Consider the following 24837-nt stretch of genomic DNA (forward strand, 5'->3'; position numbering starts at 1 on the left):
GCCTCGGGGTATGTGCTCAAACAGATCAAGGGCTCCGACCTGGTCTCGGCAGTACGCACGGTCGCTTCCGGTCAGTCGATGCTGGACCCCACGACAACCGCCCGGCTGATGCGCTCCCTGCGCGCGGACCCCACCGAGACACCCGCCCTGGCGCCCGAACTCGCCAGTCTGTCGCCCCGCGAGCGGGACATCCTCGCGCTGATCGGAGACGGACTCACCAACCGCGAGATCGGCAAGAAACTCTACTTGTCCGAGAAGACGGTGAAGAACCACATCTCCCGGCTGCTCGCGAAACTCGGTGTCCAGCGCCGAGTCCAAGCGGCCGTCCTGGCCAGCCACCTCGAACAGCCCGAGGCCACCGACCACCCGACGCGATGAGTCCTCCCGGCTGCGGCCCGCGGCCGCGTCCGCGGGCTTCGCCGGTCAGCGTCCGGCCGCGGCTCCGTCCGAGCTCACGGGAACGCGCCAGACGAGCCGTGTGCCGCCGCCCTCCGGCCGTTCACCGAGCGTCAGCGTGCCTCCGAGAGTGACGGCACGCTCCTCCAGGTTCTTCAGACCGCTGCGTCGGACGTCACCGGGCACCCCGCAGCCGTCATCGATCACCGTGAGCGTCAACTCCCCTCCGGCGCACTGAAGGCGAACGTCCACGGCCTGAGCGCCGGAGTGCCGGGCCGCGTTGCTGAGCGCCTCGCCGAGCACGGCGACCGCGTGGTCCACGATGTGCTCCGGGACATCCGTCTCGACAAGCCCCTCGATCCGTAGCGCGGGCGGGAAACCGAACGATGCGGCGGATGCCGTCACCACCTCGGACACCCGGCCACGCAGACCGTTGCTCTCCCTGCCGCTCCCGCCGTGGGTACGCAGACCGAAGATCGTGGATCGGATGATCTTGATGGTGTCGTCGAGGTCGTCGACGGTCCGTGCCAGGCGTTCCATGCCCTCGGGGTGCTCCATGAAGCGCTGGGCGCTCTGCAGGGTCATGCCGGCCGCGAAGAGCCGCTGGATGGCAAGGTCGTGCAAATCCCGCGCGATGCGGTCCCGGTCCTGGAGCAGCGTGATCTGCTCCGCGTCCCGCCGCCGCTCGGCCAGTTCCAGGGCAAGTGCCGCCTGATCGGCGAACCCGAGCAGTGGCCCGGTGTCCGCGTCGCCGAACTGTGTACCGCCCGGCACTCGCCCGAGCAGCAGCACGCCCCGCACCTTCCCGCTGGTGCCGAGCGGCACCGCGACCACGGATCCGAGCCCCGCCCACTGAGGCTCATGCTCACCGGTGCGGGAATCGTGTTCGATGTCGGCGCTGACCACCGGCTCCGCGGAGCTCAGCGCGGCCGCGACGAATCCGTCCCGGGCGGGCAGCACCAGGCCGCTGCGCTGCTCCGCGGCCAGACCGACCGCGAGCACCGGCCGCAGCGCCTCGTCACCCGGCAGGCGCTCCGCGATCATCCCCATGTCCGCGGAGGCGATCGTCCGGGCCTCTTCGACGATCAACTCCAGGACCTCCGAGCTCGGTGCCCCCGTCAGGAGCATGCTCGTGACCTGTCCGCTCGCCCGCTGCCAGCGCTCGCGAAGCCTGGTCTCCTCATACAGCCGCGCGTTCTCGATGGCGACTCCGGCTGCCACAGCGAGCGTCGACAAGACGGACTCGTCCTCCGCGTCGAACTCCTTGTCGCTCCGCTTCTCGGTGAGGTACAGGTTCCCGAACACTTTGTCGCGCACCCGGATCGGCACGCCGAGGAAGGAGTGCATCGGCGGGTGATGGGCCGGAAAGCCGGAGGACTCCGGATGCTCCGACAGTTCGGACAGCCGCAGCGGCACCGGATGACGGATGAGCTCGCCGAGGAGTCCGTGGCCGCTCGGCAGATCACCGATCCGCGCGCGCTGCTCGTCATCGATGCCCACGGTCAGGAACTCCGACAGCCTGCGGTCGCCGCCGATCACACCCAGCGCCCCGTACTCGGCGTCCACGAGCACGACCGCGGCCTCGGCGATGCTGCGCAGCACCTGCGGCAGGTCCAGCTCCCGCCCGACGGACAGGACGGCCTCCAGCAGGCTGTGCAGGCGGTCCCGGGTACCCCGCACCGCGGCGATGCGCACCTGTAGTTCGCCCAGCAACTCGTCCAGCCGAAGTTTGGGCAGATGCTGTTCGGAGTCTTCGCGCGCTTCCGCGCCCATCGCTTCCTCCGACCGATTCAGCGGACAAGAGACCGCGCACCAGTTCGCCTGCCCTCACCGTACTGCCTGGGTGGCCTCGGCATCACCACGCAATGCGCCGAAGGCAGGAATCCTGAACGCAGTTCAGGCAATCCGGGCATCGCCGGGGCGTCACCGGGTCACACCATGCTTCCGGTCGGAATGAGGGCGCAACCGCGTGCGGATCGGATGCGGTGAACTCCGAGGAGGCAGGGCCGGCGCTTCAGAAGCGCCGGCCCGAAGCCGCGGGGTCGTGTTGCCGGAGTGGTCGGCCGGCGGGCACGGTTCAGTTCTTCGGTGCCCCGGCCGCCAGTTCGGTACCGATGCGCGCGGCCCATGCCTCGATCTGCTCGAAGTCGCGGAAGTCTCCGCCCTTCCCGGAGGAAACGATCTTCCGGGCGATGAATCCTTTCGCTCCCTCTTCGAGGCAGCCACCGAAAGTGACGTGCTCCTCGACATCGAGCCGGGTCATGGCCCGCTTCACACCGGAGACGGGCGGGATGTCCCTCTCCGTGGCCGAGGCGTCGAGCGGTCCGCTGCTGAAGAACCACAGCGGGCGCTCGGCCAGCGCGCGGCCGTGACGGCGGACGAAGCGGCGGGCGTCCTTGTGCCAGCGTCCCGCGTAGAGTCCGCCGCCCACCACCACGGCGTCGTACGCGTCCACACTCGTGACGGACCGGGCGGGCAGTGCCTCGGCTGACGCTCCCTCTTTGCGCAGAACTTCGGCGATGGTCTCGGCGATCTGCGCCGTCGACCCGTTCGTCGTTCCGTAGGCGACCAGCACCTTGCTCAGCATGGCGGTTCGCCCCCTCTCACAGCTTTCGCAGCCATTCCTCGGAGACACCGTGCACGGCAGGCTCGTCCGGCCGCAGGTGCGAGTCGTCGAGCCGGAAGGTGAGGTTGTCGACCACCGCGACCACACCGTCGATCCGATTGGTCATCGAGACGGCTATCTCGGCCTCGCTCTTGCGCTCCACATGGCCGTCGAGCGTCACGACGCCCTCGTACACGCCGACCTCGACGGTCGAGGGCACCAGCCACAGCGAGCGGACGAGTACCTCCTCGATCACCTCACGGCGAATCACGTCGTCCGGCTGCAGGAAGACCTGGATCAGGTCGCGGCGGGTGACGATGCCGACGAGCCGGTCCTCTTCGTCCACCACGGGCAGCCGCTCCACGCGGTGGTGCGCCATGGTCCGGGCGGCTTCGGCGATGGTGTCGTCGGCGTGCACGGTGATCGGCGGCACGGACATCAGCTGCCCGGCGGTACGGGCGTGCGCCTTCGCGGCCTGCCGCCGGCGACTGCGAGTGAGCCCGGCGAGCCGGAAGCGGCGCCTGGTCTCATACGGGTCGGGTGTCTCCGCCTGCCGGACCATCAGGTCGGTCTCAGAGATCACCCCGAGAACCTTCTCGTCCTCGTCCACCACCGGCAGCCCGCTGATGCGGTGCTCGGCGAGCAGCCGTGCCACCTCCTTGAACGGGGTGCCGTACTGTGCCCGGACGACCTCCGTCGCCATCACGGATCCGACCTTGTTGCGCTTCATGTCTGTTCCTCCTCAGCGCAGTCGGCGCAGATAGGGGTCCTGGGCCCGGCGCGGCAGCAGGCGTACGCGCGCGTCGAGCACGGTGACCGTGTCGGGAGTCGCGAGGACGGGGTTGAAGTCGGCCTCGGCCAGCTGCGGCAGGTCGCCCGCCATGCGGGACAGCCGCAGCAGGAGCTGTTCGAGGCCTTCGAGATCGGCCGGCCTGCTTCCGTGCGCGCCGAACAGCAGCGGCGCGCAGCGCGGGGCGGTGATCAGATCGTGCACGTCGTGGTCGGTGAGCGGGGCGAGACGGGCGGCGTGGTCGGCCAGGACCTCGGTCGCGGTGCCTCCGAGCCCGAACAGCACGAGCGGGCCGAAGACTTCGTCCTGGACGACGCCCGCGAACAGTTCGGTGCCGCGTACGGCCAGCGGCTGGACGACGACGCCGGTCATGAGTCCGGCGAATCGGGTCTCGAAGTCCCGGAAAGCGGCGCGCACTTGGGCGTCACCTTCGAGATCGAGATGCACGGCGTGCTGTTCGCTCTTGTGGACCAGGCCGGGCCAGTAGGCCTTCATGACCACACGGCCGTCGGGGCCGCGCAGCCGCTCCGCGGCGATGACTGCCTCGTTCTCGGTCTCGGCCCACGCCCAGGGCAGTTGCGGAATGCCGTAGCAGGCCAGCAGTTCGGCGCAGGTGCGCGGATCGAGCCAGCCGCCGTCCGGGTGGGCGGCGAGATAGGTCTCGGCGACCGAGTGTGCCCGGGCCGCGTCGACCTCGGCGAGCTCCGGAATCGTGCCCGGCGGTCGGCTCAGCCAGGCCGCGCGACGGGCGGCGCACGCCAATGCCCTGGCCGCAGCCGCCGGCTCCGCGTACGACGGGATGGTGCCGCCGTCCGTCGCGGGCAGCAGCGTGACCGGCAGGTCCTGCTCCAGCCGCACCGCGGCGACGGGCCGGGGCCCACGGCCGGGTCCGTCGGTGAGAGCCCGGACGAGGTCGTCGCCGGTCGCCACGGCGACGGCGGTGGGAACGAGGGCCAGGAGGACGGCGTCGATGTCCGAGAACCGATGAAGCCGGTCCACACAGTCCCTGAGCTGGTCCTCCGTGACGGCCGCGGTGGCGTCGATGGGGTTGCCCACGGCGGCGCCCTCGGGCAGCACGGCAAGCAAGTCGTCGATCAGTGCTGGAGTGAGGGGAGGCAGGGACAGCCCGGCCTCGGTGCACGCGTCGGCCGCGAGGACACCCGCGCCGCCCGCGTTGGTGACGATCGCCACCCGGGTCCCGGCCGGCAGCGGCTGGGAGTGCAACAGGGCGGCGGTTTCGAGGAGTTCACCCACCGAGCGGGTGGCGGTGATGCCCGCCTGGGTGAACAGGGCCTGCCGGGTCATGGTCGGGGTCGCGGCCGCCGCGGTGTGCGAGGCGGCCGCGCGGCGGCCGGCCTCGGTGCGGCCCGCGTCGACCGTGAGTACGGGCATACGGCGGGTCACGCGCCGGGCGGTGCGGGAGAACGCCCGCGGGTTCCCGAAGGACTCCAGGTGCAGCAGGGCGAGGTCGGTGCGGCCGTCGCTCTCCCACCACTGGAGCATGTCGTTGCCGCTGACGTCGTACTTGTCGCCGAGTGACGCGAAGGAGGAGACGCCGATGCCGAGCCGGGACAGGCCGTCCAGAAGGGCGATGCCCACTCCTCCGGACTGCACGGCGACGCCCGCTGTGCCGGGGCGCGGGTGGTCGGCCGCGAACGTGGCGTCGAGGCGGATCCTCGGGTCGGTGTTGGAGATGCCGAGGCAGTTGGGCCCGACGAGCCGCATGCCGTACGTGCGGCACGCCGCCATCAGCGCTTCCGCCTGATCGCTGTCGAGCCCCGCCGACACGACCAGCAGCGCCCGGACGCCGGCCTTGCCGCACTCTTCGGCCGTGGCCGGGACGCCGGCGGCGGGGATCGCGAGCACCGCGAGATCGGGGACCATGGGCAGCGTGCTGATCGATGGGTAGGACGGCACCCCGAGGATCGACCTGACGCCGGCGTTCACCGCGAAGTGCCGCCGCGTGAAACCGCCGGCGTGCAGATGGTGCAGCAGGGCCCGCCCCACCGACCCTGCCCGGCGCCCGGCGCCGACCACGGCGACCACGTCCGGACGCAGGAGCGGCGCCAGGCTGGCGATGTCGGCGGCCCGGCCGCGTTCTTCGACTGCCGACAGATAGGTGTCGTCCTCGTCGAGTGCGATGGTGCAGCGCACCTCGGGGCCCTCGAAGTGGCGTGCGGTGCGAAGGCCCAAGTCGGCGAAGAGCCTGAGCACTTCGTGGTTCTCCGAGAGCGCGTCGGCCGTGAACGTGGTGATGCCGTCCGCGCGGGCGGCGGAGACCAGGTGTTCGACGAGAAGGGTGCCGACACCCCGGTGGTGCAGCCCGTCGGCCACGGCGATCGACATCTCTGCCGTGTCCGCGTCGTGCCCGGTCTCGTATTCGGCCAGGCCGATCACCTGACCCTGGATCTCGGCGAGCAGCGCCCGGTATCCGGGGCGCGGTGGCGCACAGGCCCGATCGGCGGCCATGTCGGCGGAGCGGCGGCTCGCGGCGAAGAACCGCAGCCGCAGGTTCTCCGGCGACATCTCCTCGTACAGGCCGCGCAGTGACTCGTGGTCGCCGGGTTTCACGGACCGTATGCACACGGTGGTGCCGTCCTGGAGCAGGGCGTGAACGGTGGGGCGGCTGTGCTCGTCGTCCGTCATCTCGGGCCTCCTCGAAACCTCTCGACACTTCGAGCATCCAGCGGTCCGCGGGCCCCTCCCAGGGGCTGATCGGGTGCGGCGTACGGGCCGGTCGGCCCCAAGTCCGGCCCGGCACGCGGCGCAGGCCACCGGGCCCACTTCGGATCCGTAGGGCCCATGTACGGCCCGTGGCGTTCGGCGGACTGTAGACCTCCGAGCCGAGATCGTGCCGGTACGCCGTGGCCCCCAGGTATCTCAGCGCATCGTCGAGTGTCCTGGCCCCGGCCACGTCCTGGGCGCCGGAGGCCCCCAGGCACCTGGACAACATGGCCCTGGCCCGCGTCACGCCCGCCACCCATCCGGCGCCCACTGTGGCTAGCCCCCTTCCTGGCGCTCGTCGTCCGGGGATGTCAGTTCCTCGACCACAGCGGCCACCACGCGGTCCGCGAGTGCGGGCATGCGGCGTTCGACCCGGTGTTGCAGGGCAGCGGAATCGCGTTCGGCGGCCGCGAGCAACTCCGTGGTCTCGGCTTTGGTGGCGTCACGGATCCAGGAGGCGCTCTGCTCCCGTACGGCCGGTGCACGGGCGCGGGCCTGTTCGACGATGTTCTCGGCGGTCCGTTCGGCCGCCTGACGGCGCCGCGCCGCCTCCTTGTCCGCCGTCTCCCGTACCGTCCGCGCCTCGACCTCGGTCTCTTCCAGAAGGGCGAGCGGCGGCTCCAGCTCGGCGGCAAGCTCCGCCGACCGGTCGGCGGGCACTCCTCCCGCGGCGGCCGGGCCGGGCAAGCCGACCGGCCGGAACCGCATCAGGAAATCCCGGAAACCCGCCACAGCAGCGCTCCTACCAGTCAGTCGCGTCGGGCCCAATCCAGTGTCCACGTTAGGAAGGAACGCGGCTCGTGGAGTTGGGCCGCCCGTCCCCGACCCGGGGCCGACCGGCCCTGTGCTGAGCCATTCCACCGGCGTGAGACTGGTCCTGTGAGGGGTTCGGCGGTGCGATTCAAGGAGGCTGCCGTGAGTGGACTCGAACGTGATTCCGTGGAGCGGGAAGCGCGGAAGGTCCTGCCCGGACGCGGCTGGAGGCCCGGCGAAGAGGAACGTCAGGACATGATGCTGCGCTATCTCACTGCCGTGGCCGCAATTTCCGCGGCGCGGCCCGGCGAACAGCCCCCGCGCCCGCAGGAACCGCCGCCCATCATCCACCCGGAGGAGTCGGCTCCGGCCACCCCGCTCGTGCGCGACGTGATAAGCGTGCCGGCCGTCTCCGTGCCGGGCGAAACACCCTTCCTGGAGATCGTCCGGACGCTGTCCCGTGAGCACCTCAGCGCTGTGCCCGTGGTCGACGCCGACGACCAGGTGATCGGCGTTGTTTCGGAGTCCGACCTACTCGCGAAGGCAGCGGCGCAAGTGGCGGCCCCGCGCCCCGGTCCGATTCGCCGGCTCCGGGAGCACCGCTTGTACGAGAAGAGCCACGGGGAGACCGCATCCACCCTCATGACCTCCCCGGCGATCACGGTCGTTCCCAGCACGACGGTGGCCGATGCCGCCTGGCTGGCCGCGCGTTCGCGCCTCAAGCGGCTACCGGTCGTCGATCACAAGGACCGACTGGTGGGCGTGGTGAGCCGGATCGACCTGGTACGGGCTCTGGTGCGCGACGACACGAAGATCCGTGAGGAGATCGAGACCCGGATCATGAGGCAGGTCTTTCTTCTCGATCCCGGCGCCTTCGAGGTGACCGTGGAGAACGGCGCGGTCGACGTGAGCGGCAAGGTGGACGGATCACTCATCCCGACACTGCTCGAATCCATCGAGGAGATCGACGACGTGGTCGAGGTCTCCGACCATCTCACGGCGATCTGACCTTAGGGCGGCGGCACCAATGAACGGCTCGTTCCGGATCGGACGGATATTCGGGGTGCCGCTGCGCATGCACTGGAGTGTGCCGCTGCTGGTGATCCTCATCGGATACGGACTGGGGCACGAGACGCTGCCCGCGTGGCTTCCCGGCCGGTCGGCCGCCGTATACACGTTCATGAGCCTGGCCGGGGCCGTGCTGCTGATGGCGAGCCTGCTGCTGCACGAGGCGGCGCACGCGGCCACCGCCCGTAGGAACAGCGTCCCGGTGGAGGATGTGACCCTGTGGGCCATGGGCGGAATGACCCGTATGGGGAAGCCAGGCACCGCGCCGGTGGCGCTGGCGGTGGCTGCGAGTGGACCCGTGACCAGCCTGCTCATCGGCGGCGTTGCGCTCGCGGCGGGGGCGGGCCTGCACACCGCCTCCAGTTGGGCGGTACCCGCCGCCCTCCTGGTCTGGCTGGGCTGGGCCAACCTGCTGCTCGGTGTGTTCAACCTGCTGCCCGCCGTGCCCTTGGACGGGGGCCGGGTGGTCCACGCGGCGCTGTGGTGGCGCACCGGGGAACGCGACCGGGCCGAGCTGGCGGCCGACCGGGGCGGGCAGGTCATCGGGATGCTGCTGATGGCCGTCGGCTGGCTGTCGCTCCTGCGCGGGGCGACCGGCGGTCTGTGGCTGGCCTTCATCGGCCTGTTCATCACGATCACCGCCGGCGCCGAACGCCAGCGGGCCGTCCTCGCCACGGCGCTGCGCGGAGTGCGAGTGGCCGAAGCGATGTCCAGCCCGGTGACCACCGCACCCGACTGGCTGACCGTGGATCGCTTCATCGACGAGGTCGCCGTACGCGCCCGTCACTCGGCGATTCCGCTGCTCGACCTGGACGGCCGCCCCACCGGCATCGTCCAGATGCGCCGCATCGCCACCGTTCCGGCCGGCAGTCGGGCGACGGTGCGCGTACGCGACGTGGCGACGCCACTGTCACAGCTCACCCTCGCCGCCTCCGACGAACTGCTCAACGACGTTCTCGAGAGGGTCCGCACACAGGCTGGAATGCGGATCCTGGTCGTCGACGGCGGACGCCTCGTGGGGATCGTCACCCCGCACGACCTGATGCGACTGCTCCAGCAGCACACGCTGAGGGGCGCCGTCGGTCAGCTGCCGGGGTGATTCACGGGTACGGGCCCGGCTCCCGCTCGGCGGCCTCCTTGACCGCTTTCAGCGTGCGTGGCACACAGCACAATGCCGGCGCCGCCCGAAACGAGCGCCCAGTACCGGAGGAACCGCGCGGTGGACTCGCGGTCGGTGCAGAACGCCCCGGCGGCACTGTCCGGCCCAGTACGTCCCGGCGGAGGGCTCAGGGACGCACTGTGACTGTCGCGGTGCCCGGATGCTGATGTCGCCGGTCGGCCGGCGGGTCCCTGGGTCGGTGAGAGTACCGAGACATGATCGCTCAGCCGACCGACATGGCTGAAGCCCTCAGTCCGCTGCGCGGGCCCGAGCTCCGGGACAAGTGATCCACCCGACCGGAATGGCCGTCGGCCGCGGGCGACCGGCGCCGAAAACACAGAGGAGCAGCGATGGAAACCTCAATTGAGCGCGGGGCGGTCGTCGTCGGGCTGGACGCCACGCCCTCCGCCGGGCTCGCCCTGGCATGGGCGGCGGACGAGGCGGCGCGCAGACGCCTGTCGCTGCATCTGGTGATCGCCGTCGATGCGCCGGATCTGGCGCACGGCTCGGCGGAGTTGACCTCGCTGTGGACGTCGTGGGGTCCGGCGATCCGTGCGGCATACGCCCCGGTGCTCGAAGATGCGCGGGACTTCGCCGTTCAACGGCATCCGGAGCTCATGGTGGTCGCCGAACTCGCCAACGGTTCACCGGCGGACGTTCTGCGCGCGCGGGCGCCAGGGAGTTCCATGGTGGTGGTCGGGTCACGGCACCGGGGTGTCGTACGGGACCTGTTCAGCCGCGAGAGGGTGGGCCTGCCGCTGGTCGCGCCCCCGCCCTGCCCGGTCGTCGTGGTCCGGGAGCCGGAGCGTGTCACACACGAGCCGCCGCACCTCGTGGTGGGCGTTGACGGTTCGGCCGTATCGACGGAGGCCGTGCGGTTCGCCTTCGAGGAGGCCGCGTTCCACGATGCCCGCTTGATCGCGGTGTCCGCATGGCAGCAGCCACCGTTTACCAGCGTCGTCCGCGCGGACGAAATGGAGAAAGAGCAAGGGCATGCGCTGGCGGAGTCCACAGCGGGATGGGCGGACAAGTATCCGCAGGTGAAACTCCGGCACGAGATCATCCGGGGACATCCCGTGCAGGTCCTCACCGAGGCCGCGAAATACGCGCTGGCCCTGGTGGTGGGCAGCCGAGGCCTGGGAGGGTTCCCCGGTCTACTGCTCGGCTCGGTCAGCCTGGGCGTCCTGTACCACGCCCCCTGCCCCCTCATCGTCGTCCCGCACCGCCCCGACTGACCGTCCAGGCACGGCGACACCGCACCACGGCTCGCCGTCAGCCGGCGGCCGTATTCGGGGCGTCGACGTGAGCGATTCCGTCCACGCCCGACGGCCCCTCCGTGGTCGCACGCAAGCGCCGTACCGGATTGCGGCCTCATGTGACTGCCTCCACGATGAGGGCATGGTTCCCGTCGGTCCTGCGGACCGCTTCGACGCGTTTCGGGCACTGGCCGACCGGCGCGGGCGGCCTGGAGATCGGTTGATCGAGTCACTGGCCGAGGCCAGGGCGGGAACGGCGGACACCCCCGAGGTCTGGGCACCGGCTGTCGCCGCCCGTATCGGCCTGCCCGCAGCCGCCGCGCTCGGGCCGGCCAGTTACTACGCGGACCTCGCAGCCCCGCGCGGCCACCGTCATATCAGGGTGTGCACCGCCACCGCCTGCTTCGCCGCCGACGCTGGACGGCATCTCTCCGACGTGGAGCACGCGCTGGGCGTCACCGCGGGCACGGCCTCACCGGACGGAGAGACGTCGCTGCAGGCCGTCCGCTGTCTGGGGTACTGCTACTCGGGTCCCGCGGCACTCGACCGTGACACGCCCTGCACTGGACCGACGCTGGCCGCTCAGCTCGCGGGGCGCGAGCCCCCGCGGGCGCCGGAGATCCCGGCGGCCGACGACACCGGCGACCCCGTCCTGCTGGGAGGTGTGGTCGCCTGTGAGCCCGCGTGGCAGGTATGGCCGCGGACGGTGACGGCAGGCACCCCTGACGAGGTCCGGCTGGAGGTGGCCACATCCGGGCTGCGGGGGCGGGGTGGCGCGGGCTTCCAGGTGGCCGCGAAGTGGGAGGCAGCCGGCCAGGCGCCCAACACCGTGGTGGTGGTCAACGGAGACGAGGGAGATCCCGGCTCGTACGCCGATCGGCTGTTGATGGAGGCGGATCCGGAGCGGGTCTTGGAGGGCTTGGCTCTGGCCTGCTTCGCGTGCGGGGCCCGCCGTGGTGTGGTGTTGGTGCGCTCGGAGTATCCACGAGCGCTCGCGCGAATGCGGGATGCGGTCGGGCAGGCGTACGCCGAAGGGCACTTCGGCCCGTCCGTTCACAGCACGGCCACGGCCTTGGACGTCGAGGTGGTGGAGGGCGCCGGGTCGTACGTCGCCGGTGAAGAGACCGCCCTGATCGCGAGCTTGGAAGGGGCCCGGGGCTGCGCGCGGCCGCGCCCGCCCTACCCGACCCGGCGCGGTCTGTGGGATGCGCCGACCGTGGTGAACAACGTCGAGACCCTGGCGGCCGTCCCATGGATCGTCTCCCGGGGCGGTGACGCGTACGCCCGGCGGGGGACGCTCGACGAAACCGGGACGAAGCTGGTCTGCCTGTCGGAGCGGTTCGCTCGGCCGGGCGCGTACGAGGTTGAGCTCGGCACGCCGGTGCGGCGGATCGTGACCGAGCTGGGCGGCGGGCTGAAGGACGGCGCCGAGCTGACCGTGGTCCAGGTCGGCGGCCCCTTGGGCGGCTTCCTCGCCCCCGACACCCTGGACGTGCCGCTGACCGCCGCCGACCTTGCGGCCCGGGGCGCCGCCCTCGGCCACGCAGGTCTCGTCGCCTTCGACCAGCACGTGGACCCGGAGGATGTACTGCGGCACATCTGGCAGTTCGCCGCTGCCGAAAGCTGCGGCGCGTGCTCGCCCTGCCGCGTGGGCTCGCGCCGGGGCCTGGAGCTGGCCGCTGCCGGCGTGCCGCCCTGCGAGGAGTGGGGACGGCTGTCAAACGTTCTGGCCGAGGCGAGCCTGTGCGCGTTCGGACGGCGGATTCCGCCCGCGGTACGCAGCCTCGCCCGCGCCTACGGAACCCCACTTGCGGGATGGGACCAGTGACCAGGATCGAGGTCGACGACGCCGCTGTCGACGTGCCCGAGGGAAGCTCACTGCTTACGGCGGTGCGCGAGGCCGGGATCGAGCTGCCCTCGCTCTGCCACGACGACCGGCTCAGCCCGGCCGGCTCATGCCGCACCTGCCTGGTACGGGCCGACGGGAAGATCGCGGCGGCGTGTGTCACGCCGGCCACGTCCGGGGCTCGGGTCCAAACCGCCACGGACGATCTGCGGACGCTGCGCCAAGACGCGGTGGAGGTCATCGTCTCCGCCCTGCCGCCACGGGCCTTGGCCGCCGGCAGCCGCAGTGAGCTGGCGCACGTATGTGAGTCGCTGGGCATCGGCCCCGAGGCGGCACGGGGCACCGGGGGCCGTGGCGGGGACGCCTCCCACCCGTACGTCCACCTCGACCGAGACCTGTGCATCGCCTGCGGCCGCTGCGTCCGCATGTGCGCCGAGGTGCAGGGCACCTTCGCCCTCACCCTGGTCGGCCGGGGCGCCGACACCGTCGTCGCCCCCGGCACCGGCGGACCCTGGGCGGAGTCCGACTGTGTCGCCTGCGGCGGCTGCGTCGACACCTGCCCCACCGGAGCGATCACCGAGCCCGGCCCCGCACCCGGGCTCACCTCCGCGAGCCGCGCGTCCCCGGAGCCGACGCGCACCACCTGCGGGGTCGGCTGTTCCCTCGACGTCGTCACCGCCGGCGGCAAGGTCACGGCGGTACTGCCTGAAGGCCGACTGCCTGCTGGTGGTCGGGGCCAATCCCGTCGAAGCCCACCCGGTGGTCGGCGCCCGGTTGCTCCAGCGTGTGCTGCACGGGGCCAAGCTGGTCGTCGCCGACCCCCGCGCCGTCGGTCTCGCCCTTCATGCCGACGTGCATCTGCGCCCCCGTCCCGGCACCAACGTCGCGCTCTTTCACGGATTCGCCCACGTCGTGCTCGCCGAAGGGCTGGCCGACGAGGAGTTCCTGCGCGAGCGCGCCGTCGGCCTGCCGGAACTCACCGAGTTGCTGGCCGACTACCCGCCCGACCGCGTAGCGGACATCACCGGCGTGCCCGCGGCGGACCTGGTCGCCGCCGCGCGACTCTACGGCCGGGCCCGGCGCCCCGCGATCCTCTATGGCCTCGGCGTCACCGAGCACCTGCACGGCACGGACGGAGTGCGGTCCCTGACCAACCTGGCCATCCTGCGCGGTGCCGTGGGCACCGACCGCGGTTACGGGGTCAACCCGCTGCGCGGCCAGAACAACGTCCAAGGCGCCTCCGACATGGGCGCGCTGCCCGACTTCCTGCCCGGGTACGGAAGAGTGAGCGACCCGGCCGCAAGGTCCCGGGCCGAGGCGGTGTACCTCGAGCTGGATCCGGTCGACTTCCTCGACGTCCACCCCGACGACGCCGCCCGATACGACGTGCGGGACGGCGCGCAGGTCACCGTGGAGAGCCGGCACGGCCGAGCCTGTCTCATCGCCCGGGTCGGCGAACAGACAGCCCTCGGCCAGGTCTTCTGTTCCTTCCACTTCCCCGCGAGCGGCGTGAACCGCCTTACCTCCGACCACGCGGACACCGTCACGTCCTGCCCCGAGTACAAGGTCACCGCTGTACGCGTGGCCTCGTCGTCGTGACCGCGTCGTGCCAAGGTATTGACGATGGGTATGGAAACCCCCGTAGTGACGCCCGGAGATGGGGGCCGCGGGCCGACGGCCCCGAGCGGGACGCTCGGCGGTTCCACGGTGCAGAGGCTGGCGACCGCGGAGGTCTTCGCCGAGCTGGAGACCTCGCCGCGTGGACTGGCGTCGGCGGATGTAGCGAGGCGGCGGGACCCGCAAGCAAGGCGTCGGGGGCTGTGGCGAGATCTCGCAGGACAGTTCACGGATCTCTTCGCCGTCGTGCTGCTCGTCGCGTCGGCGATCACGTTCCTGGCGTACGGGCTTCAGCAGCCTCGGGATGTGGGCACCCTGCAGCTGGCCGTGGCGATTCTGGGTGTGGTCGTGCTGAACGCGGCCATCGGCTTCGCACAGGAGTACTCGGCCGAGCGGACGGCGGAGTCGCTCCAGGCGATGGTGCCGCACACGTGCCGGGTGCTCCGCGACGGTGAGCGGCAGGAGATGCCCGCGCGTGACCTGGTGCCCGGAGACGTCGTCGTCCTGGAAGCCGGGGACGCGGTACCGGCGGACTGCCGCCTCACCGAGGCTCACGAGGTCAGAGTGAACAACGCAGCTCTGACCGGGGAGAGCGATGCCGTCGGCCGTACCGCCGAATCGGTGGGGGCCGGGCCGGTGCTGGAAGCCCGCAACTGTGTCTTCATGGGCACCGTTGTCGCGGCGGGCTCTGCGAAGGCCTTGGTTTTCGCCACGGGGGCGGCAACGGAGTTCGGACACATCTTCCGGCTCGCCGCGGCGGCACCACGGCAGAAGACTCCGCTACAACTCCGGGTCGCCTCAATGGCCCGTCGAGTGGCGGGCGCGGCGCTGGCCATCGGAGCGGCCCTGTTCGCGGTACGCGTGCCCACCGGGCAGCCGTTCGTCGAGACCTTCGTGTTCGCGCTCGGGGTGATGGTCGCGCTCGTCCCCGAGGGGCTGCCCGCGACGCTGTCGGTGTCGCTGGCGATCGGCGTACGGCGCATGGCCCGTCGGCACGCGCTGGTCAAGCAACTGCTGGCCGTGGAGGCGCTGGGGTCCACCACCGTCGTATGCACGGACAAGACCGGAACGCTCACCCAGGCCGAGATGACCGTCGTGCAGGTGTGGGCCGGCGGCGAGCCGCACGCCGTGTCCGGCGTGGGGTACGGGCCGGTCGGCGAGGTGGCCGATCCACGGCCGGTGCGCGGACTGCTCCGCGCTGCGGGGCTGTGCTGCAACGCGCGGCTGGTCCCGCCGTCGGACCGCGAGGGACGACGGGTGCTCGGGGACACCACCGAGGGGGCGCTGCTCGTCGTAGCGGCGAAGGCCGGTCTGAATCTGGCCGCCGAGGAAGCCGCGGCGCCACGCATGGCGGAGTTCCCCTTCGACTCGACCCGCAAGCTGATGAGCACCGTGCACGCGGACACGGTCAGTGGCGGCTACCACGCGTACGTCAAGGGTGCCCCGCAGGAGCTGCTGGCCCGCTGCGCCGCCATCGACTGGAGTGGCGAGCGGCGACCGCTGACCGCTGAACTCCGCGCGGCGGTGATCACCGCCAATGACGAGCTGGCCTCCCAGGGTCTGCGGGTGCTCGCGGCGGCATCGCGGCCCCTGGCCGACTCCCGCCCCGCCCAGGACGAGGTCGAATCGGAGCTCACGCTGCTGGGTCTCGTCGGCATGCTCGACCCGCCACGGCCAGAGGTCAGCGACGCCGTCAACGCCTGCAGGCGGGCCGGGATCCGCATCGTCATGGTCACCGGAGACCACCCGCTGACCGCGGAGGCCGTCGCTCGCCGCGTTGGGATCGTGCGGCAGCCCGTGCCCACCATCGCGACCGGTACCCGGCTGGACGAACTCGACGAGAACGGTTTGGACGGTCTCCTCGCCGAGTCGGGTGAGCTGCTGCTGTGCCGGGTGAGCCCCGAACACAAGATGCGGGTGGTGACCGCGCTGCAGCGACGAGGCGAGGTCGTCGCGGTCACCGGCGACGGCGCGAACGACGCTCCGGCCCTCAAGCACGCGGACATCGGCGTCGCGATGGGCGCCTCCGGCACCGACGTCGCCCGGGAAGCCGCGGTCATGGTGCTGCTGGACGACTCGTTCGCATCCATCACCACGGCAGTGCGGCTCGGCCGGTCGGTCTACCAGAACATCCGCAAGTTCCTCATCTATCTCTTCAGCCACAACATCGCCGAGCTGGTGCCGATCCTGGCCGCGACCTTCGCCGGGTTTCCGCTGGTGCCGATCACCGCCGTACAGATCCTCGCGATCGACCTCGGCTCCGATGTCCTCCCCGCCCTCGCACTCGGCGCGGAACCACCCGAACCCGATGTCATGGACCGACCTCCGCGCGCCCGACGGGAACGGCTTTTCTCGACCGCCGTGATGGGACGCATCCTGTTCCTCGGCGGCATCCAGGCACTCGGTGTGACCGCCGTCTTCTTCTGGCACATCCACGGATCCGGCATCCCGTACTCCGACTTCACGAAGGACGAGCCTGTCTACCGGGAGGCGATCACCATGGTGCAGGCCGGGATCGTGGTCAGCCAGTTCTTCAACGCCCTGGCGGTGCGCACCGACCGGCAGAGCGTGTTCCGGATCGGGCTGCTGTCCAACCCGTGGCTACTGGCAGGCGGCGGCTTCGGCATTGCCCTGATGGCGGCCATCAGTTACCTGCCCCCGCTGCAGGCCGTCTTCAACACCGCACCGCTGGCGGCCGCCGACTGGGCGGTCCTCGCCGTTTTCGGCGCACTGCTGCTGGCCGCCGAGGAAACCCGCAAGTGGTGGCTGCGGCGCCACCGGCCCGGGAACCGGAAGGAAGGAGAGCGATGAGAGTGATCATCGCGGGCTGCGGGCGGGCGGGATCCACGCTCGCCGTCCAGCTCGCCGCCGAAGGCCACGACGTACGGCTCATCGACCGCCTGCCCAAAACCCGCAAACTGCTGCCCACCGACTTCCCCGGCCAGTTCCACGCCGGCAACGCCTTCAGCCGCACGGTGCTCGAGGCCGCCGGAATCGAGCACGCCGACGCGTTCGTCGCCGTCACCTCAGGGGACAACAGCAACATCGTCAGCGCACGCACGGCCAAAGAGACCTACCGGGTCCCCATCGTCCTCGCCCGCATCTACGATCCCCACCGCGCCGACATCTACCGCGAACTCGGCATCCCCACCATCGCCAGCGTCCGCTGGACGGTCCACGAGATCCACCAGATGCTGCTGCACCGCCACCTCACACCCGAACTCACCTTCGGCAACGGCGAAACTCTCCTGATCCGCTCCCAGTTGCCCGCCTACCTCACGGGCCGTCGGCTGACCGAGTGTGAAGTCGACGGCGAGATCCGCGTCGTGGAGGTCACCCGCGCGGGCCGCTCGCTCGTGCCCGCGCACAGCACTCCGGCCGAGCCCGGCGACCTGGTCACCTTCGCCGTCGCGACCACCGCCCTCGGGCGCCTGCGCGGCTTCCTGAACAAGGAGCTCGGGACATGAAAGCCCTGATCGCCGGCGCCGGACGCCTCGGCACTCAGATCGCCCAGGTCCTCGGCGCCGCCCGCAACGACGTCACCCTCATCGATGTCGACGACGGCCGCATCGCCGAGCTGGAAGGCCACCTTCCCGTACGCCTCATCGCCGGAGATGCCTGCGACCCCGCCCTCCTCGAACACGCAAACGCACTCAACGCCGACCTCGTCATCGCCGCCACCGGCAACGACGAGAACAACCTCGTCATCAGCCTCCTCGCCAAAAGACAGTTCGCCGTCCCCCGCGTCGCCGCCCGCGTCAACGACACGGAGAACACCTGGCTCTTCGACCAGAACTGGGGCGTCGACACTGCCGTCCCCGCCGCAACCCCGCTGATCTCCCTCATCGAGGAAGCCACCGGCGCCACGGACACCGTGGCCCTCCTGCGCCTGAGCAAAGCGGGCGTCGACGTCATCGAAACCGCCATCACACCGCAGTCCCGCGCCGCAGGACGCACACTCGCCGAGATCACGCTCCCGGCGGGCACCGTCATCGCCACGGTCATCCGTGACGGCCAGCCCACCGTCCCCACTCCCGAGACGCGGCTCCAGCCAGGCGACGAACTCCTCGTCGTCTCCCACGCCGCCACCGAACAGGAAATCCACGCCGCCTTCCAGTGACAGCCGCACCAGGGCAGGGTCGAGGGGTCAGGTGGTCGCGCAGACCACCTCGACGAAGTGGCCCACCTGTTCCTCCGGCAGACGCCGTGCGAGATCCGCTTCGCTGATCATGCCGACCAATCGATGGTTGTCGATGACCGGCAGTCGCCGGATCCTGTGCTCTTCCATGGCCCGAAGGACCTGGTCCGTATCGGCCTCCGCGTCGATCGTGATCGGCTTGCCCTGCGCGAGCTGGCCCGCCGTCATGGTCCTGGGGTCCTTGCCCTTGGCGAGACACTTCACCACGATGTCACGGTCGGTAATGATCCCGTGGAGCCGGTCGTCCGGTCCGCAGATCGGGAGGGCTCCGACACCCAGCTCACTCATCCGGCGCGCCGCGTCCTGCAACGTCTCGTTCTCCTGCACGCAGGTGGTACCGGCGTGCATGATCTCCCGTGCGATGGTCATGGCCGTCTCCTTCGAGCCTCGCGATGCGCGCGGGGAGGACCCTGGAGATGGACCCGCCCCGACGGGTTGTCCTTGAGGCCAGTGTGGGTTCTTCGTATCCCGTACGCATGCCGGGAAGAGGACGGCTCCGAGACGGTCGCCCGGGGCGGCGTTCAGCAGTGCGTGAGGCTGTGCCCGCAGTCGGCGGTATACACGGCGAAAACCTCGGAGCCCAGGCCGAGGGCAGCGGCGCCGAGCACCGACCCGCCGCGCGCCTATTCCTCCGGCTCGGGAGCCGAGCTGCCGTGGAGTTATTGATCGTTGTAGGAGTCGACCGATCGAAGCGCATCCGAGCCGCGGTGGATTGGACAGCGGACGAGGCCCTGCTGCGCGAGCTGCGGCTACGGGCGGTACACGGCTCGCCGCCGCGTCAGACAGCACACGACCACCGGGCACCTGGTGTCCTGCAGGAGGGCGTACGTGAGGGACGAACACGACACATATGCGCCTCGCGGAGGATGTCCTCCTGTGTGCATGGCGGGCTCGTCCGGTCGGAGGTGCGAGTCGTCCTGCCGGTAGGTGAGCTTGTCGACCACCCCGACCACGCCGTCGATCCGGTTGGCCATGGATGCGGCGATCTCCGCCTCGCTCTTGCGCTCCACGTGGCCGTCGAGCGTGACCACGCCCTCGATCACACTCACCGTCACCGTCCGGGGCATCAGCCACAGCGAGCGGACCAATACTTCCTCGACCACCTCGCGGCCGATCTCGTCATCCGGCCGCAGGAAGACCTGGAGCAGGTCGCGGCGCGTGACGATGCCGACAAGCCGTTAGCCGACCGGCGGGCACGATTCCAGAGCTCGCACAGGTCGATACGACTCGAGCGCATGCAGTTGCCGAGACCTATCTCGCCGCCCACCCGGACGGCGGCTGGCTCGATCCGCGTACCTGCGCCGAACTGCTGGCCTGCTACGGCATTCCGCAACTGCCCTGGGCGTGGGCCCAGACCGAGAACGAGGCAGTCATCGCCGCGGAACGGCTGCGCGGCCCCGACGGCCGTGTGGTCATGAAGGCCTACTGGCCCGGCCTGGTCCACAAGAGCGATGTTGTCGTTGTCGACGGATCCGCCTCCAGTCGTATCGCAGCCGACTGGGCCGCAGGTGAAGCGGAGCTGCGCGGGCTGCCATTGCGGGTCGTGCGCCCCTCGGCGCTCCCCGACGAGCAACTGCTCTCACTCGCCGCTCAGGCGGACTGCACGGTCCTCTGGCTGCGCGGCACAGGAGGCTAGGCGGGCCTGCCCGTCGGTTCCGTGGTCACGACGGCGCCCAGCGATCGGACCGGCCAGTCGTGCTGGTGCCGCGCGGATCCAACCGTGGGCGCAGCGGGCGACGGCCAGACTGGGTGACGCTCGCTATCGATGCCCGCCATCCCGCGGGTGACGTCGTGGACTTCGCCTTCGAGGCAGCGCAACGACGCAGGGCCCTCTGTTTCATGCCGTCCACGCATGGTAACCGCCCTCCCCCGCTGGGCAGTGGATGCCCTTCGCGCTCCCGGAGGAGGACCGGGGCCCTTGGGAGGACCAGGAGGTCCAACTGCTGTCGGATGCGCTGCGGCCGTGGCGGGAGAAGTATCCGCAGGTGGACGTCTACGAGGATGTTCGCCTCCAGAGCCCGTCGGCCGCCCTGGTCCAGGCATCGGCGTCTGCCGGACTCCTGGTGGTAGGTCGCGGTGGCACGACAGTCGGCTGCACTCTCCAGGCCCTGCTGAACCACACCAAGTGCCCGGTGGCCGTTGTTCCGCAGGGACTGCGACCGCGCTGCGGTGAACCTCGCCCGGTCACCGGTCCGGCAGAGTGAGCGTGCAGGATTCTCCGGGAGCCACAGAGACAGTGCGGCCGGCGAGGACGATGTCGATGGGGTCCCGGTCGGACGTGGGCACCGCGACCATCAACTGGTCCGCGCTCAAACGTAGTTGTACGCCCCGGTGGCCCCGGTAGCGGATCGCGAAGCCGTACTCGGACAGCTCCGGCAGCGGCACCGGATCCAGTCGTAGCGCGCCGCCACGGGTCTCGAGGCCAGTCAGTCCGCGCTGTACGAGGTCGATGGTGCCCGCCATGGCGCCGAGGTGGATGCCCTCGCCGGTGGTGCCGCCCTGGAGATCGGCGATGTCCCCGTCAAGAGCCTCGTGCACGTACGCCCACGCCTCGGCGCGCCGGGCCCGGGCCAGTACCCACCCGTGCACCAGGCTGCTCAGCGTGGAGCCGTGGCTGGTGCGGCGCAGGTAGTGGTCGACCGTGCGACGCCAGAGCGTGTCGTCCAGCTCATGGCCGAGCCTGCGGAACAGGCTCCCGAGCTCAGTGGGCGAGAAGAGATAACCGAGCATGAGGACGTCTGCCTGCTTGGACGCCTGGTAGCGGTTGACGGTGTCGCCTTCGGCCTCCAGGATCCGGTCGAGCCGCCGGATGTCGCCGTACCGCGCGCGGTACCCGGCCCAGTCGAGCTCCTCCAGAGCGCCGTAGCCCTCGAACTGGCTGATCACCCCGGAGTGGAAGGGCACGTACAGGTTCCTGGACACGTCCTCCCACCTTTCGAGTTCGGCGGAGTCGAGACCGGTGCGTTCACAGAGGTCACGGCGCGGCAGTTCGGGCAGCTCGTGCAGGGCGTCGAGGGTGCGGGCCAGCACCCAGGCGGCGGTGACGTTGGTGTACGCGTTGTCGTCGAGCCCGGGCCGGTCGATGCCGGGGTAGGCGTCGTGGTACTCGTCGGGGCCGACGACGCCGCGGATCCGGTACCTGCCAAGCGTCCCCTCGTATGCCGCGAGGCCGGACCAGAACCGGGCGATCTGCACCAGCATCTCGATGCCCTTGGTGTGCAGGAACTCCACGTCGCCGCTCGCCTCGCAGTACTGCCACACGTTGTACGCGATCGCCGAGCCGACGTGGTGCTGGAGCCGTGAGTGATCAGGCAGCCAGCGCCCCGAGCGCGGGTTGAGGTGCAGTTGCTGTGTTTCCTCCCGGCCGTCGCTGCCGCTCTGCCACGGGTACATCGCACCGGTGCGTCCGGCGTCGCGGGCCGCGCGGCGGGCCTGCTCCAGACGGCGGTGCCGGTAGGTGAGCAGGGCACGGGAGACCTCGGGAAAATGCAGGTTCAGATACGGCAGGACGAACAGCTCGTCCCAGAAGACGTGCCCTCGGTAGGCCTCGCCGTGCAGCCCGCGCGCGGGGACGCCGACGTCCAGGTCCGCTGTGTGCGGCGAGAGCGTCTGGAGCAGATGGAAGAGGTGCAGCCGCAGCACCGGGCCTGCGCTGTTCGGCACGTCCAATTCGACATTGCGCCACAGCTGTCGCCAGGCCGTCCGGTGCGAGGCCAGCAGTGTGGCGAAGTCCGGGGCGCGGCAGACCCGGTCGAGGGCGGCGTGCACCGGATCCTTGATCGCCGGGTCGTGGGAGGTGTGCAGGGCGACCGTCTTGTCGACCGTCACCGTCCGGCCGTCGGTCAGGGACAGCCGCAGCAGCTGGGCAGCGCGTGCGTTCCGGTGCCCGTCGCGCGTCTCGGCGGCCGTGTCGGTGACGGTACGCGCCGCCAGGCCGACCCGGATGTCGGACGTGCTGGTACGGCAGCCCAGCCAGACCGTGTCCGGCGCCGAGGTCCCGGTCTCGACGTGGGTGAGGTGCCGGGAGGCGAGTGAGCGATAGCGCTCCACTCCGGTATTGGCGACCGCCCCGTCGAGCGCCGACTCGATCTCGATCTCCCCCGACCAGCCCTCCGCCGTCACCTGCGTGCGCAGCAGGGCGAGATGAGGATCGGCCATATGGACCAGCCGAACCTGCCGCACCGCGAGACACCGGCCGTTCTCGTCTTCGTAGCGGGCCGTGCGTTCCAGGGTGCCGGCACGCAGGTCCAGGCTCTGGCGGTGGTCGAGAAGCTTGTGGGTGTCGGGGGAGAGCCACTTCCCCGAGGCGGTACGGACACGGAGCGGCAGCCAGTTGGGGAGGTTGACCATGTCCTCGTTCTCGACCCGGCGTCCGGCCACGTCCGAGGTGAGCCGGTTGTAGCAGCCCGCCGCGTACGTGCCCGGGTAGTGGACGGCGTCCGCCACGCACTCGGGGGCTGCGCCGCGGGTGGCGAAGTAGCCGTTGCCGAGCGTGCACAGCGATTCGCGCAGCCGTTCCTGTGCCGGGTCGTAGCCCTCGTACTCCCAGGTCCAGTCGCGCATCCTCAGTCCTCCTGTGCGAGTAGCTCCGCAAGGTCGTCGACCACCAGGTCCGCGCCGTGCTTCAGCAGCGCGGCCCGCGTCGCGGGGGTACCGGCCCCGTCCACGCCCACGACGAGCCGGAAGCCCCCGCGTCGCCCGGTCTCGACTCCGGCGAGGGCGTCCTCGACGACGGCCGCACGGTCGGCGGGGACGCCGAGGCGGCGGGTCGCCTCCAGGAAGAGGGCGGGGTCGGGCTTGCCGGGCAGGCCCGGCCGGGCCGCCTCTCCGCCGTCCACCATGACATCGAAGAGGCCGCGCGCTCCGGCATGTTCGAGGAGCGCACCAGCGTGTCGGGAGGCGGAGGCCGCAGCGAGCAGAATTCCGGCGGACCGCAGGACGCGCAGCAGCCGGACCGTACCCGGGTAGGCGTCGACGCCCTGGGCCCGCAACCGCTCGGTGAACAACCGCTCCTTGTGGGCGGCGAGCGCCTGAATCTCGGCGTCGGTTGGCCGCAGTTCCCGGGCGCGGAGGAAGGCTGCTGCCCCGTCGAGGCGCGACGTGCCGTCGACGTACCGCAGGTAGTCGCCCTGGACGTCGAAGGGACGTCGGCCGCACAAGCGCGGAAAGGCGTCGAAGGCCGCCTTCCAGGCCGAGTCGATGATGACCCCGTCGGTGTCGAAGACCACGGCTGCTGTACCCCGCAGTACGTGGGGTACAGCAGCCGTTCCGCTCTGCTCTGTACTCATCAGTCGTCGGCCACCAGGGCGGTGAGGTCGAGGAGCCGGTTGGTGTAGCCCCACTCGTTGTCGTACCAGCCGAAGACCTTCACGAGGGTGCCGTTCGCCTGTGTCAGAGCGGGGTCGAAGACGCAGGACGCCGGGTCGCCGATGACATCGCGGGAGACGATCGGCGCCTTCGACACGCGCAGGACGCCGCTCAGCCAACCATGAGCGGCCTCGGCGAAGGAGGTGTTGATCTCGTCGACCGTCGCCTCGCGCCGCAGCACCACCGTCAGATCGGTGAGCGAGCCGTCCTCCACCGGGACGCGCACGGCCATGCCCTCCAGGGCGCCCGCCAGTTCCGGCACCACCAGGCCCACGGCGCGTGCGGCACCCGTGCTGGTCGGGATGATGCTCAGCGCGGCGGAGCGGGCCCGGCGCAGATCCTTGTGCGGGCCGTCCAGCAGGGACTGGTCGTTGGTGTAACCGTGGATGGTGGTCATCACGCCGCGCTCGATGCCGAAGTTCTCGTGCAGCACCTTGACCATCGGTGCGACGCAGTTGGTGGTGCAGGAGGCGGCGGACACGATCCGGTGGCTGTGCCGGTCGTAAGTGTCGTCGTTGACGCCCATGACGATGGTGGCGTCCGCGTTCTTGCCGGGTGCCGAGAGCAGCACCGTGTGGGCGCCGCCCTTCAGGTGCAGGGCGGCGGCGTCGCGGTCACGGAAGCGGCCGGTGGATTCGATGACGATGTCGGCACCGTGGTCGGACCACTGGAGGGCCGCCGGGTCGCGCTCGGCGGAGACGGCGATGCGCCGGCCGTCGACGGTGATCGAGCTGTCGTCGTGGATGACCTCGCGTCCTATGCGCCCGAACGTCGAGTCGTACTCCAGAAGGTGGGCCAGAGTGGCAGGCGGGGCGATGTCGTTGACGGCGACCACCTCGACGTCCTGGGTGCCCGCCTCCGCCCGGTCGAGTGCCGCGCGCAGATAGGTGCGGCCGATGCGGCCGAAGCCGTTGATGCCGACGCGTACGGTCATGGCGTTGAACTCCTCTGCTGGGTCAGGATTTCAGGCGCTCCAGGTCCAGTCGGCCACCTCGGGCAGGTCGGTGCCGTGTTCGCGGATCCAGGCGTGGTGGCGGGTGCGGGCGTCGGCCATTTGC

Annotated in this window: 19 protein-coding genes and 3 pseudogenes; 12 read left to right on the top strand and 10 right to left on the bottom strand. The window is 70.7% G+C overall.

Annotated features, from left to right (window positions below):
* A partial coding sequence (locus ACIBK0_RS49015) for a LuxR C-terminal-related transcriptional regulator (RefSeq protein WP_399096090.1) occupies positions 1-378 on the top strand: 378 nt, incomplete at its 5' end.
* 45 nt (positions 379-423) lie between these two features.
* On the opposite strand, the gene ACIBK0_RS49020 is transcribed toward ACIBK0_RS49015, so the two are convergent.
* The 5 genes from ACIBK0_RS49020 to ACIBK0_RS49040 all read right to left on the bottom strand — a co-directional run bounded on the left by ACIBK0_RS49020 (position 424) and on the right by ACIBK0_RS49040 (position 7247).
* A complete protein-coding gene (locus tag ACIBK0_RS49020; RefSeq protein ID WP_399096093.1) occupies positions 424-2169 on the bottom strand; it encodes a GAF domain-containing protein in 1746 nt (581 codons plus the stop codon).
* A gap of 304 nt (positions 2170-2473) precedes the next feature.
* Entirely contained in the window at positions 2474-2983 is a 510-nt protein-coding gene (locus ACIBK0_RS49025) for a flavodoxin domain-containing protein (RefSeq protein WP_399096096.1), read from the bottom strand.
* Positions 2984-2999: 16 nt separating this feature from the next.
* Positions 3000-3731: a CBS domain-containing protein gene (locus ACIBK0_RS49030; protein WP_399096099.1), complete on the bottom strand. Its 732-nt coding sequence runs from the start codon at positions 3729-3731 to the stop codon at positions 3000-3002.
* Between the two features lie 12 nt (positions 3732-3743).
* Positions 3744-6437 carry a GNAT family N-acetyltransferase gene (locus ACIBK0_RS49035; RefSeq protein WP_399096102.1) on the bottom strand — a complete coding sequence of 898 codons (2694 nt, stop codon included), beginning with the start codon at positions 6435-6437 and terminating at the stop codon, positions 3744-3746.
* Between the two features lie 354 nt (positions 6438-6791).
* Complete coding sequence (locus ACIBK0_RS49040) at positions 6792-7247, bottom strand: hypothetical protein (RefSeq protein WP_399096105.1); 456 nt, start codon at positions 7245-7247, stop codon at positions 6792-6794.
* A 183-nt stretch (positions 7248-7430) separates the two neighbouring features.
* Between ACIBK0_RS49040 and ACIBK0_RS49045 the strand changes: the two genes are divergently transcribed.
* The 9 genes and pseudogenes from ACIBK0_RS49045 (at position 7431) to ACIBK0_RS49085 (ending at position 18334) form a co-directional block, all read left to right on the top strand.
* Positions 7431-8276 (top strand): CBS domain-containing protein, encoded by an 846-nt coding sequence (locus ACIBK0_RS49045; RefSeq protein WP_399096108.1) that lies wholly within the window; start codon positions 7431-7433, stop codon positions 8274-8276.
* Positions 8277-8295: 19 nt separating this feature from the next.
* On the top strand, positions 8296-9435 hold the full coding sequence (locus ACIBK0_RS49050; RefSeq protein WP_399096111.1) for a site-2 protease family protein: 1140 nt from the start codon (positions 8296-8298) through the stop codon (positions 9433-9435).
* A gap of 410 nt (positions 9436-9845) precedes the next feature.
* Complete coding sequence (locus ACIBK0_RS49055) at positions 9846-10730, top strand: universal stress protein (RefSeq protein WP_399096114.1); 885 nt, start codon at positions 9846-9848, stop codon at positions 10728-10730.
* A 163-nt stretch (positions 10731-10893) separates the two neighbouring features.
* Positions 10894-12579 (top strand): NAD(P)H-dependent oxidoreductase subunit E, encoded by a 1686-nt coding sequence (locus ACIBK0_RS49060; protein ID WP_399096117.1) that lies wholly within the window; start codon positions 10894-10896, stop codon positions 12577-12579.
* Positions 12567-13148 (top strand): annotated as a pseudogene (locus ACIBK0_RS49065) (2Fe-2S iron-sulfur cluster-binding protein); the annotation flags it as partial. The gene ACIBK0_RS49060 and the pseudogene ACIBK0_RS49065, both read left to right, overlap by 13 nt.
* Before the next feature lie 175 nt (positions 13149-13323).
* On the top strand, positions 13324-14196 hold the full coding sequence (locus ACIBK0_RS49070; protein ID WP_399096120.1) for a molybdopterin oxidoreductase family protein: 873 nt from the start codon (positions 13324-13326) through the stop codon (positions 14194-14196).
* A gap of 24 nt (positions 14197-14220) precedes the next feature.
* Positions 14221-17025 (top strand): cation-translocating P-type ATPase, encoded by a 2805-nt coding sequence (locus tag ACIBK0_RS49075; protein ID WP_399096123.1) that lies wholly within the window; start codon positions 14221-14223, stop codon positions 17023-17025.
* Entirely contained in the window at positions 17022-17681 is a 660-nt protein-coding gene (locus ACIBK0_RS49080) for an NAD-binding protein (protein WP_399096126.1), read from the top strand. The genes ACIBK0_RS49075 and ACIBK0_RS49080 overlap by 4 nt, the downstream gene beginning before the upstream one ends.
* Positions 17678-18334, top strand: a complete 657-nt coding sequence (locus tag ACIBK0_RS49085) for a potassium channel family protein (RefSeq protein ID WP_399096129.1) — start codon at positions 17678-17680, stop codon at positions 18332-18334. Before ACIBK0_RS49080 ends, ACIBK0_RS49085 begins: the two co-directional genes overlap by 4 nt.
* Positions 18335-18361: 27 nt before the next feature.
* On the opposite strand, the gene ACIBK0_RS49090 is transcribed toward ACIBK0_RS49085, so the two are convergent.
* Together ACIBK0_RS49090 and ACIBK0_RS49095 are read right to left on the bottom strand one after the other, a co-directional pair.
* Positions 18362-18781, bottom strand: a complete 420-nt coding sequence (locus ACIBK0_RS49090; protein WP_399096132.1) for a CBS domain-containing protein — start codon at positions 18779-18781, stop codon at positions 18362-18364.
* A gap of 509 nt (positions 18782-19290) precedes the next feature.
* A pseudogene (locus ACIBK0_RS49095) lies at positions 19291-19590 on the bottom strand (BON domain-containing protein); the annotation flags it as partial.
* On the opposite strand from ACIBK0_RS49095, the pseudogene ACIBK0_RS49100 reads away from it, so the two are divergent.
* Positions 19590-19865, top strand: a pseudogene (locus ACIBK0_RS49100) (acetate--CoA ligase family protein); the annotation flags it as partial. The pseudogenes ACIBK0_RS49095 and ACIBK0_RS49100 sit on opposite strands and share 1 nt — an antisense overlap.
* A gap of 430 nt (positions 19866-20295) precedes the next feature.
* Positions 20296-20616, top strand: coding sequence for a universal stress protein (locus tag ACIBK0_RS49105; protein WP_399096135.1), 321 nt, complete (start codon positions 20296-20298; stop codon positions 20614-20616).
* On the opposite strand, the gene ACIBK0_RS49110 is transcribed toward ACIBK0_RS49105, so the two are convergent.
* Genes ACIBK0_RS49110 through gap form a run of 3 tightly spaced genes read right to left on the bottom strand, consistent with a single transcriptional unit; the run spans position 20597 to position 24713 of the window.
* Positions 20597-22975, bottom strand: coding sequence for a glycoside hydrolase family 65 protein (locus ACIBK0_RS49110; RefSeq protein WP_399096138.1), 2379 nt, complete (start codon positions 22973-22975; stop codon positions 20597-20599). The two genes, ACIBK0_RS49105 and ACIBK0_RS49110, sit on opposite strands and share 20 nt — an antisense overlap.
* 2 nt (positions 22976-22977) lie before the next feature.
* Positions 22978-23700 (bottom strand): HAD family hydrolase, encoded by a 723-nt coding sequence (locus ACIBK0_RS49115; RefSeq protein ID WP_399096141.1) that lies wholly within the window; start codon positions 23698-23700, stop codon positions 22978-22980.
* Entirely contained in the window at positions 23700-24713 is a 1014-nt protein-coding gene (gene gap / locus ACIBK0_RS49120) for a type I glyceraldehyde-3-phosphate dehydrogenase (RefSeq protein ID WP_399096144.1), read from the bottom strand. The genes ACIBK0_RS49115 and gap overlap by 1 nt, the downstream gene beginning before the upstream one ends.
* Positions 24714-24837 lie beyond the last annotated feature (124 nt).

It is taken from the genome of Streptomyces sp. NPDC050564 (assembly GCF_044457265.1).
Taxonomy (GTDB): Bacteria; Actinomycetota; Actinomycetes; order Streptomycetales; family Streptomycetaceae; genus Streptomyces.